This is a genomic window from Nitrospinota bacterium, from assembly GCA_009873635.1.
Taxonomy (GTDB): Bacteria; Nitrospinota; Nitrospinia; order Nitrospinales; family VA-1; genus LS-NOB.
In genome coordinates this window covers 17271-26967 of sequence record WAHY01000010.1, presented here as the reverse complement: position 1 = coordinate 26967, position 9697 = coordinate 17271, and the positions used below count along the sequence as shown (strand labels likewise).

Sequence of the window (9697 nt, the reverse complement as noted above, 5' to 3'; positions counted from 1 at the left end):
CGAGAAGTCAGCGATGATCAATCTTTGGAACTTGCAATCATTGAAAATATACATCGCCAGGACCTTAACCCCATAGAAGAAGCAGAAGCCTATGCCCGTCTTGCTGAAGAGTTTGCCTTGACTCAGGAAATGATTGCAAACAAGGTTGGAAAAAGTCGCACGGCGGTTGCCAATACCATGCGGCTCCTTAAACTGTCTCGCCAGATAAAAGAAGATTTGATTTCAGGAAAACTTTCCATGGGGCATGCCAGGGCTCTTTTGGGACTGGAAAACCCCGGTCAAATACAGACACTCTGCAAAGAAATTTATAAGCAGGATCTGACAGTCCGGCAAACGGAAAACAGGGTGGGCGCCCTAAAGCAACCGATGCCGAAAAAGAAAACACCTGCTACTTCCAAAAAAAATATTTTCATCAAAGACCTTGAAAAGGAAATGGAGCGCAAACTGGGAACCAAAGTTGAGATCAACCCAAAAAAAACGGGCGGCAAAATAGTGGTGACTTATTATTCAGATGATGATTTGGAACGTATACAGAATTTGATCGGATAACAATTAAACAATAAAGGCTAATTTCCATGTGGAAAGGAAACAGCATGAAAAAAGATGACACTCAAATTAAAGCCTATATGGGCGAAGATACGGTTTTCAATGGGGCTTTGTCTTTTGATGGCACTGTGCGAATTGATGGAAAGTTCGAAGGTCAGGTTGAAACTGAAGACACCCTGATTGTCGGAGAAACAGGGCATCTGGTCGCCGAAATTTCTGCTGGAACAATTATTTGTATGGGACGTGTCGAGGGAACCCTGATCGCTTCGAAAAAGGTTGAGATCCATTCAAATAGCCGGGTTGTTGGGAATGTAAAATCACCTGCTCTTTATATTGAGTTGGGTGGTGTGCTGGATGGAAGCTGCGATATGACAGGAAAAGATACGAAAATTATTCCATTAGTAAAAAATGAAGAAACAGAAAAGAAAGCTGCTGCTCAGACTAAAAAAGGGTGATTAAAACTCCAGGAAAATTTTTTTGGCAGAAGTTGAGTTTTTCAAAGCTGAAGATTAAACTAAGCTCTCAAAATGGCTGTTGTGCAAACGGGGTCAAAGGAAACAGGTAACCTATTTGTAGTGAGCACCCCAATTGGCAACTTGGGTGATGTGACCCATCGTGCAATAGAAACCCTCGATAAAGTTTCCCTGATTGCTGCTGAAGATACACGGCGTACAAAGATTTTATTGAGCAGGTATAAAATCTTAACGCCTCTTTCCAGTTACAACAGCTTTAATAAAATTAAAAAAGGTAAGGAGTTCATAGAAAAACTGAAAAAAGGCAGTGATCTTGCCCTGGTTTCTGATGCGGGGACACCTGGAATCTCTGATCCCCATTACTATCTGGTGAACACCGCGATTGAAGAGGGAATCTCCATATACTCTATTCCTGGTCCTTCAGCTCTTTTGGCGGCGTTAACGGTTTCCGGTTTGCCCATGGACCGGTTTGTTTTTGAGGGGTTCCTCCCGAGAAAGAAAGGGCGTACCACATTGCTTGAAACACTTGCGGATGAGAAGCGTACAGTGGTTCTATTTGAATCGCCCAACCGCATTCAAAAAACGCTTCAGGACCTTTTCCATTTTTTTGGAGATCGCAAGGTGGTTATCTCGCGAGAGTTGACAAAAATGTACGAGGAAGTTATTCGCGGAAGCCTTGAAGAACTTTCGACGGCTACACGAACCTGGAAAGGTGAGATCACGCTGGTTATTGCTGGAGCAGACAAAAAAAAGAGGAAAAGTTAAATGCCGGTTATTTCAATCATAGGCCCCAAAGGGGGGATCGGGAAAACAACCCTGTCTATCAATACAGCCGCGGCACTAACGCGTTCACTTGGTAAATCGCTGACGCATGATAGTGTTTGCCTGTTTGACCTTGACTTAAGGCTTCCTACTATTTCAAGCATCCTGGAAAGTCACCCTCAGAAAACTTTCTATGACTTGTTCGAAACCCTGGCCAACAAAACTTACCAGATCGATTTTCTGCAATCGATATACCGGATCCTTACCATTTTTCAGGCCTATCTGGATAAAGAAGTTAAAAGAGATAACCCGCAACTTGAAAAGGGATTGGCTTTATACAAAACTTTGAATATAGAATTATTCCATTTTTCAGAGTTTCCTTTTGGCAATGAATTACACGAGCTGTTTCTTGAACGGGGTCAAATTTATACGACCGGGAAAATCAGGGCGCTCAGGCCCATCCTGAAAAAAATTGATATGGTAAAGTTTAAGCAGATCCTTAAAAGCCATGAGGCCAACTCCCGACCCACAGCCAATGAATACATCAATTATATTGAAGAGTTCAAGTTTTCATTGCTGGGTGGCGAGGTTCCTATTCTAGGAAAAAGAAGCCATCGAAAACGTATTAACGAACCCGCTTTTCTCCTTCTTTTCCTTGAATTTGTCAATGACCTGATAGAACGGTTCAACTACGTGATACTCGATACTCCGGCCGGTGGCGTGAACCATCTTTCCTCTTTGATGAATTCTATAGATCAGGTCCTGTTTGTTTTTGATATGAGCAACAATATAGCTGTCAATGGCAGTATTGATGCCCTGCATTCTTTCATCGATTATTATGAAGATTTTTATAATGATTTTAAGAATGGAAGGTTAACGGGTCTCGACAAAGCTTATGTCAACAGAATGATTGCCTCAAAAGGGGAGGCGGCGGTGACAGAAACCCTATCCAACAAAAAATTTGGTATTATCTTCAACCGTTGTCAAAAGTCCAGTGAAATAGCCAGCTGCCTGGATCAGTTGCGGGAATACCTTGATACCCTGGATCGGTTTGAAGAATACAAGGATAGAATCCATATGGTTGGAATGGTTCCTCATCACAAAATCATTAATATAACTAATAATCGTGGAACCTTGTTTTATGATAAAGACAGTGCGCTTTCCAACTGTATCAACCTGGTTGCACAAAATATTATTAATGGAAACAAATTCAGTCCTACCCTTTCTAACAGCAACGATGAAATTCTTCAGTTTTTGCAAAAAAATGGAAAGGGAAGTTGGATAGGACGTTTTAATAAAATTGCCAGCAGTCTCGGATAAAACTCCCATGCAGAAGCAAACCCTCAATGTTCTTACACCCGTTGAGTTTGAATATCTGGAAACGCGGAAGTGGAATGGCGTTTATAACCAGGAAACCAGGGAAAAGCTATATAACATTATTAAAAAGTTAAAAAGAGATATAAAAACCTGCTCCAAAGCGGAAAAAAAATTACACCGCGAATTCCAAAACGCCAATTTTGGAATTCTGTTGGAAAAAGATACTGAAACAAGAGATGAAATCACCCACTCCGGTAAAGTACAGATAGCGGGAAAATTTGAAGGGAAGATTAGTGCCCAGGCCGTTCTCATAGGTAAAACGGCTTCCGTCGCGGCTGATATTGCAGCGGAAGTGGTGATGTGCAAGGGGGAGGTTATTGGTGATATACGGGCTACGCATAAAATAAAAATTACCAGGGAAGCCAAAGTCAAAGGTGATATTCACTCTCCCAGCTTCATCATAGAAAAAGGCGCAGCTTTTGATGGTCGTTGTTCCATGCCAAACATCAAACAACCGGAGCCTCGTACCCTGTCCGTCGAAATAGTAAGAAAAACAGGCTGAATCTGTCCCACCCCTAATTTATCCTGTTGAAAATTAAAGAGTTCCCGGATAAAATATCTATGTTGCATCCTCCTGAGTTTAAAAAATTCTGGTTTTAAGGTGTCTCTAATTACGCGTTATATTAGAATTCCCTTAAATTTTTGCGGTCTGGGTTTATGGATTCTGAAAACAAGCTTACAGTATTATCAATTACCGAATACAACTTGATCGGCAATAAAGACCCCAATGGAAGTTATGATCGCAAGACCCGCGAGAACCTCTATTGGATAATAGAAAAACTACGATCAAATATCCATACACTTTCCAAACTGGAGCGCCGCTTATTGGAAAAGTTTGCCAATGCCACCTTTGGTGCTCTCGAAGAAAAAGATAAAAAAGTTAAATTTGAAGTAGCCAGGTATCGTTTGTCTAACAAAGTCAAGCAGACCCTGAAACTGGTAGCCGCTTCCATAGGAATAATAATTATCAGTGGTGTTTTGACTTATCAATATGTTCTTGGTGCGCAAACAAGACAAAAAGTAGATGTGGCCTGGTATCAGGGATTGAACAAGGTTGGCCTGGTCTCCAAAGAGGAAATGGATCAGATAAGGCAGGATCTCACTTTGGCTTCTGTTGAGCTGGAAGAGACACGACAGTTTAATGCTGAACTCAGCATGCAGATTGAGCAGATGATTTTAAATAATAAAGTCACTGAAAACCTTAAATATATTCTCAAACAGGTTTATAACAATGAAGAAGCCAGTTATGTGAGATCCGGACAAATAATGACTTTGAAGTACAACAAAAAAGATGTTGCTTCATTCAATTATAAAAATCCGCAACTCTGGTATCTTTTGGGTATTGTCGAAAGTGGTGTCTTGAGAGTTTATTACAACGATGAGGAAATACTGGAAATAGAAAGTATTTTTGGACGGGCAGGGGAAGAAACGCCGATCGGTGAATATGAAATTAAAAATAAGGCCTATAAACCCACCTGGTACAAAAAAGAAATGATTAACGGAAAAACACGTGTGCGGGCGATACCTTTTGGCCATGAAGACCATGAAATTGGGCATTGGTGGATGGGAATGAAACGATTGGGAAAACCGGTTCCTGGAAGTTATGGAATACATGGTGTCAACGCGGCCAAGGTGAATGAGTTTTTCAAGAAAAACTTTGACTGGCGAAACGGCAGTGCCGGTTGCCCCAATATTCAGGAATGGTACCTGCATTTCCTGGCTAAAATGGTTCCATTGGGAACCCGTGTAAATATCGTGCAAAAAGATAAGTGGGTAAAAAAACGGGATTTCATTCCCCCTTCCTCAGCTTGATAGCAGAATTACCCCACGCCTTTTGAGAGAAAATTAAATTATGAAAAAACTTTGGGGTGGCCGGTTTAAACAATCGACCGATGCGTTGATGGAATCGTTCTCGGCTTCCATTTCTTTTGATAAGCGGCTTTATGCCTGCGACATTGAAGGTAGTATCGCGCATTGTAAAATGCTGGCCCGCTGTAAAATTATATCTTCGACTGAATCCCAGAAAATACAGAAAGGGTTGAAACGGATTTTGCGGGAGTGTGATGAAGGCCGTTTTGAATTCAGCGACAAACTTGAAGATATTCACATGAATATTGAAAGTCGTCTGCGCGAAATCATTGGTCCCACTGCCGGCAAACTGCATACTGCCCGGAGCCGGAACGACCAGGTATGTCTTGACCTCCGCCTGTATTTGCGAAAAGAAGTGGATGAGACGGTAAAAGAAATCGACCGCTTGTGTAAAACCCTGCTCTCACTCGCCAATAAAAATATCGACAAGGTGATTCCGGGATACACCCATTTGCAAAGGGCGCAACCTGTTTTGCTTTCTCATCATCTCCTGGCCTATGTGGAAATGTTGTTGCGGGACAAAGACCGGTTTCTCGATGCGCGAAAAAGAATCAACATCATGCCCCTGGGGTCAGCGGCATTGGCCGGAACCAATTTTCCCATCGACCGGAAATACACCGCCAAACTTTTAAATTTTCCTGAAATTTCGCATAACAGCATGGATGCCGTGGCAGACAGGGATTTCGCCGCTGAGTATTGCAGTGCTTCAGCATTATTGATGATGCACCTCAGCCGGTTTTGTGAAGAACTCGTTATCTGGAACTCCAGTGAGTTTGGGTTTGTAGAACTGTCAGATGCTTTCACGACCGGGAGCAGTATCATGCCCCAAAAGAAGAACCCCGATGCCGCGGAACTGATTCGGGGAAAATCCGGACGTGTGTTTGGCAACCTGGTTTCCCTGCTTACCTTGATGAAAGGTTTGCCTCTGGCCTACAATAAAGATTTGCAGGAAGACAAAGAACCCTTGTTCGATTCGGTAGATACAACAAAAGTCTGCCTGAAAATTTTTACGGATATGATGAAGTCGGCGAAATTCACTTTGCCTTCAGGTAGGGAACTGGAGGACAGCGGGTTTTTAACCGCAACCGATATGGCCGACTATCTAGTTCTGAAAGGTGTACCCTTTCGAGAGGCGCACGAGATCACCGGCAAAACCGTTGCCTATTGTTTGGATGAGAAAAAAACCTTAAGCAACCTTTCACTGGGTGAACTGCGTAAAATCTCCCGTCGTTTTGAAGAAGATGTTTCAGAGCATATTGCCCTGAAAAACTCTGTAGACCGGAAAAATGTTTATGGAGGTACAGCAAAAAAACAGGTGAAGGCGCAGATTGCCCGATTGACAAAAAAACTAAAATAAAGTCTGACTATGAAACGCGTTATATTCCTGATCATGATCCTGGCGCTTCTCGGCAATACCGCCGGTTGCGGCAAGAAAGCCCCTCCTGTTCCTCCTCCGGGAACATCAATGATTTTGTAAGTTGTCCCCGGCATGCTTGATACGAAGTGTGCCGGCGTTCCGATAACCCCATAACATATTGATTTTATTGATTTTATTTTCGCAGATTTGTTGGGATTGTGTTATAGTGTTTCCTGTTCAATTTCTAATTTGACAGGAAACTTCCATGAATAAAGACCAGGTCGCTATATATCTCAATGAGCATCCCGAATTTTTTAACGAATACCCTGAGTTGTTGAAAAAAATTAAAGAGATAAAAGAAGAAGATTTGCCCATCGAACCGATGAGCACATTGAGTCTGGCTGACAGGATCATTAAACGCGTACACGATGATAAAGAACACCTTAAAAGCAAGCTGGAGTGGTTGTTCGAAATTTCCCGCGCGAATGAAAAAATTCAGGACCACCTGTTCGAAATAGAAAGACTGGTATTGACCAGCACCAATCTGGACCAGATGGTTCATCAACTGCAAAAAGAAATTCCCAACCGTTTCGGCATACCCAGCATTAAAGTCTGTCTTATAAAAGGGGCGGACCCTTGTGTGGAAAGCAGGTTGCGGCAACGTTACAACGGCACACTTGATGAAACTGTGAAATTCATTACCCAGGAAACAGTCGACAGATGGTTTGAACAAGGAATCAAACCCGTTCTTCGAAGTGAAATTGAAGAATCCGAAATGTTTGGCAATAATAATGAAACTGTAAAATCAGAAGCGATTATTCCAATTGTCGCTCAGGACTCAATGGTGGGTGCCATTGCGTTTGGCAGTCCTAACCCTTTTCATTTTCATGACGGGCTCGGCAGCGACTTTCTGGAACGCATGGCCGACAAAGTCGCCATCTCTATCAACAACATCCTTCTTATAGACCAGCTCAAAGACCAGCTGGTGGTCAACCCGGTCTAGGGTTCCCCGCCGGTTAAACAGCTTCGACATCTTTAAAGAATGGCAGCGTGCTAAAAGAATGAAAGTCTGCCGGAGAAATCATTCGAAGGGTGTTGACTATTTTCCCATTCTCCCCGATACTAGGGTTCACCACCGTCATAGATAAAAAAAGTTTTTACAAATAATTAGCGAAATTTCAATGGTAAATAAATTCCCGCGTGCAAACCGGGAATTTTTCTATTAAGGTCTCTATATAAATGTTACGAGAAGCTAAATTAGAGGATGCGCAGGCGATCCAGAACCTGATCTGTTTCTATTCTGAAGACGGCAAAATGCTGTTCCGCACGTTGGAAGAAATAGAAGAAAGAGTCGCTGATTTTCTGGTTTTTGAAATGAACGGTGAGGTCGTTGGCATCTGCAGCCTGAAGTTTGGATGGGACAGGCTGGTGGAAATTCGATCGCTTGGTGTTGACCCACGTTATCACAGGCAGGGAATTGCCACTCAAATGATTCAAGACAGTGTTGAACGGGCGTTGTTGAGAGAGGATTGCGACACGATTTTTGTTCTCACTTACGCGGTGTCTTTGTTCACAAAGTTCGGATTTGAAATTGTGGATAAGATCCAGCTTCCGCAAAAGGTTTGGAACGATTGCCAGGCTTGCCTGCATAAAGATAATTGTGATGAAACGGCGATGAGCCTTTCGTTAGCACCGTTAAAGAAAACGGCGGCCTTGAAAGATTCTGGAGAAGTCCTATATTCATAGGATAAGGAGGATACAATTATGCTAGGTCCAATATTCAATGCATTTACAGGATTGAGCAACGCCTCGAAAAGACTGCAGAACAGTGCCAACAATGTTGCCAATGTTAATACCGCTGGATTCAAGAAAAGCGATGTCAATAGTGTTGAAACCAAATCGGGCGGCACCCGGGTTAATGATATTTCCAAAGTAAACACTCAGGGTTCTTTGATACCGACGGGTAATCCTCTTGACCTTGCCATTGATGGCAATGGCTTTTTCCAAGTGGCGAATCCAAACGGAGGAGTCAGCTTTACCCGTTCGGGAAGTTTCAAGCAAGACGCGGGAGGAAACATTGTCGATGCCAGTGGTAATGCCCTTGTTCCGGCAATCAACATTCCGGGAAACAATACCGGAATCAGTGTTGATTCCAGCGGGCAGGTTTCTGCCCGGGTGGATGGACAATCTCAAGTTGCCGGTCAGATTACGCTTGCCAGCTTTCAGAATCCTTCAGGGTTATCTGCGGCAGGTGGTAATTTATTTGACCAGTCAGCCTCTTCGGGTGCTCCGCAGGTTGGGAATCCCGGTGGTGGGGCACTGGGCACAGTCCGTTCCGGATTTCTTGAAGGCTCCAATGTTGATATTACCGAAGAGATTGTCGATCAGATTGCATCCAAGGCGGCTTTCAAAGCCAATGTGAATGTGATCAAAACAAATGATGAAATGTTGGGCACCATTCTTGATATAAAAAGCTAACCGGCCAGAGACCGGTGGTCATTGGCAATAGCGTTTATAGACAATCAGAAAATAATTACGGCTTAAGGAGTTGTTGCCCAAATATTATTCCAGGCAAGAAAAAATGTTATAACCCGTCATTGCGAGAAGCTGAAAGCGACGAAGCAATCCAGACGGGTTTTTTATTTCTCAGTTGTGTATGACTCAAGACCACGAAAACTATTTAGTCACGGTTGAACGGTTTTTTCTCGCTTTGAAAGACTCGGGCCTGGCACTTTCCGCCACGGATTATGATCTTATTCAACAATGGGAAAGCCGGGGTATTCCGGTTAATGTAGTTTGTCGCGGAATAGAGAACGGGGTTGCTGAATATGACAAGCAAAATGCACGGCAATCTTCCAGAATGAATTTGAATTATCTAAAAGTCTTTGTTGAAGAAGAAATGGAACGATCCCTGTCATGAAAACAAAACCTACCAACGCGATCAATTGCAGTACCTGCCGGGATCACCAGTATGTATTGTCCAACCTGAAAGGCAAAGTTCAAGCTAAACCTTGCAAGTGCTTTGCATGCGAAAAATGCCAGGGTACGGGAAGAATTTTGCAAGAAGATGAAGACGGCATCTCCCGAATCCGTGAATGTGAATGTTCAGACTTTTCCAAAAGACTTAAACTGTTTAACCAGGCTGGAATTCCCGGCAAGTTTGTGCATGAGGGGTTGGATAATTATGAAGTTAATCCGCCCAGGCATAGATCTTTGAAAGATGCTTTAACGCGATCCAGAACGTTCATCAAAGAATTCATCCAGATGAAAGGTCAATATAGTCAGGGCCTGATTTATATGGGTGAACCCGGTC

At 43.0% G+C, this 9697-nt stretch carries 10 protein-coding genes and 1 pseudogene (1 of these 11 running past the window's edge); all 11 read left to right on the top strand.

All coding sequences use genetic code 11. The features are described from left to right. Positions 1 to 549 (top strand): annotated as a pseudogene (locus tag F3741_07645) (ParB/RepB/Spo0J family partition protein) (it extends 390 nt beyond the left edge of the window). Positions 550 to 593: 44 nt separating this feature from the next. Then, the gene (locus F3741_07640; GenBank protein ID MZG30669.1) at positions 594 to 1001 is read left to right on the top strand and encodes a polymer-forming cytoskeletal protein; all 408 of its coding nucleotides are present in this window, start codon (positions 594 to 596) and stop codon (positions 999 to 1001) included. A gap of 72 nt (positions 1002 to 1073) precedes the next feature. After that, positions 1074 to 1784, top strand: a complete 711-nt coding sequence (gene rsmI, locus F3741_07635; protein MZG30668.1) for a 16S rRNA (cytidine(1402)-2'-O)-methyltransferase — start codon at positions 1074 to 1076, stop codon at positions 1782 to 1784. After that, a complete protein-coding gene (locus F3741_07630; protein ID MZG30667.1) occupies positions 1785 to 3101 on the top strand; it encodes a ParA family protein in 1317 nt (438 codons plus the stop codon). 7 nt (positions 3102 to 3108) lie between these two features. Then, entirely contained in the window at positions 3109 to 3660 is a 552-nt protein-coding gene (locus F3741_07625) for a polymer-forming cytoskeletal protein (GenBank protein MZG30666.1), read from the top strand. A gap of 155 nt (positions 3661 to 3815) precedes the next feature. Beyond that, entirely contained in the window at positions 3816 to 4970 is a 1155-nt protein-coding gene (locus F3741_07620; GenBank protein ID MZG30665.1) for a L,D-transpeptidase family protein, read from the top strand. A gap of 37 nt (positions 4971 to 5007) precedes the next feature. Next, the gene (argH, locus tag F3741_07615; protein MZG30664.1) at positions 5008 to 6384 is read left to right on the top strand and encodes an argininosuccinate lyase; all 1377 of its coding nucleotides are present in this window, start codon (positions 5008 to 5010) and stop codon (positions 6382 to 6384) included. 265 nt (positions 6385 to 6649) lie between these two features. Further along, positions 6650 to 7387: a DUF484 family protein gene (locus F3741_07610; GenBank protein MZG30663.1), complete on the top strand. Its 738-nt coding sequence runs from the start codon at positions 6650 to 6652 to the stop codon at positions 7385 to 7387. Between the two features lie 236 nt (positions 7388 to 7623). Continuing rightward, positions 7624 to 8130, top strand: a complete 507-nt coding sequence (locus tag F3741_07605) for an N-acetyltransferase (GenBank protein ID MZG30662.1) — start codon at positions 7624 to 7626, stop codon at positions 8128 to 8130. Between the two features lie 18 nt (positions 8131 to 8148). Continuing rightward, positions 8149 to 8862, top strand: coding sequence for a flagellar hook-basal body complex protein (locus tag F3741_07600; protein ID MZG30661.1), 714 nt, complete (start codon positions 8149 to 8151; stop codon positions 8860 to 8862). A 178-nt stretch (positions 8863 to 9040) separates the two neighbouring features. Next, complete coding sequence (locus F3741_07595; protein ID MZG30660.1) at positions 9041 to 9304, top strand: hypothetical protein; 264 nt, start codon at positions 9041 to 9043, stop codon at positions 9302 to 9304. The last annotated feature ends 393 nt before the right edge of the window (positions 9305 to 9697 follow it).

Excerpts from the sequence above, each read along its gene's own strand:
- F3741_07610 (MZG30663.1), top strand. The coding sequence starts at position 6,650 with ATGAATAAAGACCAGGTCGCTATATATCTCAATGAGCATCCCGAATTT.
- F3741_07640 (MZG30669.1), top strand. The coding sequence starts at position 594 with ATGAAAAAAGATGACACTCAAATTAAAGCCTATATGGGCGAAGATACG.
- F3741_07625 (MZG30666.1), top strand. The coding sequence starts at position 3,109 with ATGCAGAAGCAAACCCTCAATGTTCTTACACCCGTTGAGTTTGAATAT.
- F3741_07600 (MZG30661.1), top strand. The coding sequence starts at position 8,149 with ATGCTAGGTCCAATATTCAATGCATTTACAGGATTGAGCAACGCCTCG.
- F3741_07605 (MZG30662.1), top strand. The coding sequence starts at position 7,624 with ATGTTACGAGAAGCTAAATTAGAGGATGCGCAGGCGATCCAGAACCTG.
- rsmI (MZG30668.1), top strand. The coding sequence starts at position 1,074 with ATGGCTGTTGTGCAAACGGGGTCAAAGGAAACAGGTAACCTATTTGTA.
- F3741_07595 (MZG30660.1), top strand. The coding sequence starts at position 9,041 with ATGACTCAAGACCACGAAAACTATTTAGTCACGGTTGAACGGTTTTTT.
- F3741_07630 (MZG30667.1), top strand. The coding sequence starts at position 1,785 with ATGCCGGTTATTTCAATCATAGGCCCCAAAGGGGGGATCGGGAAAACA.
- F3741_07620 (MZG30665.1), top strand. The coding sequence starts at position 3,816 with ATGGATTCTGAAAACAAGCTTACAGTATTATCAATTACCGAATACAAC.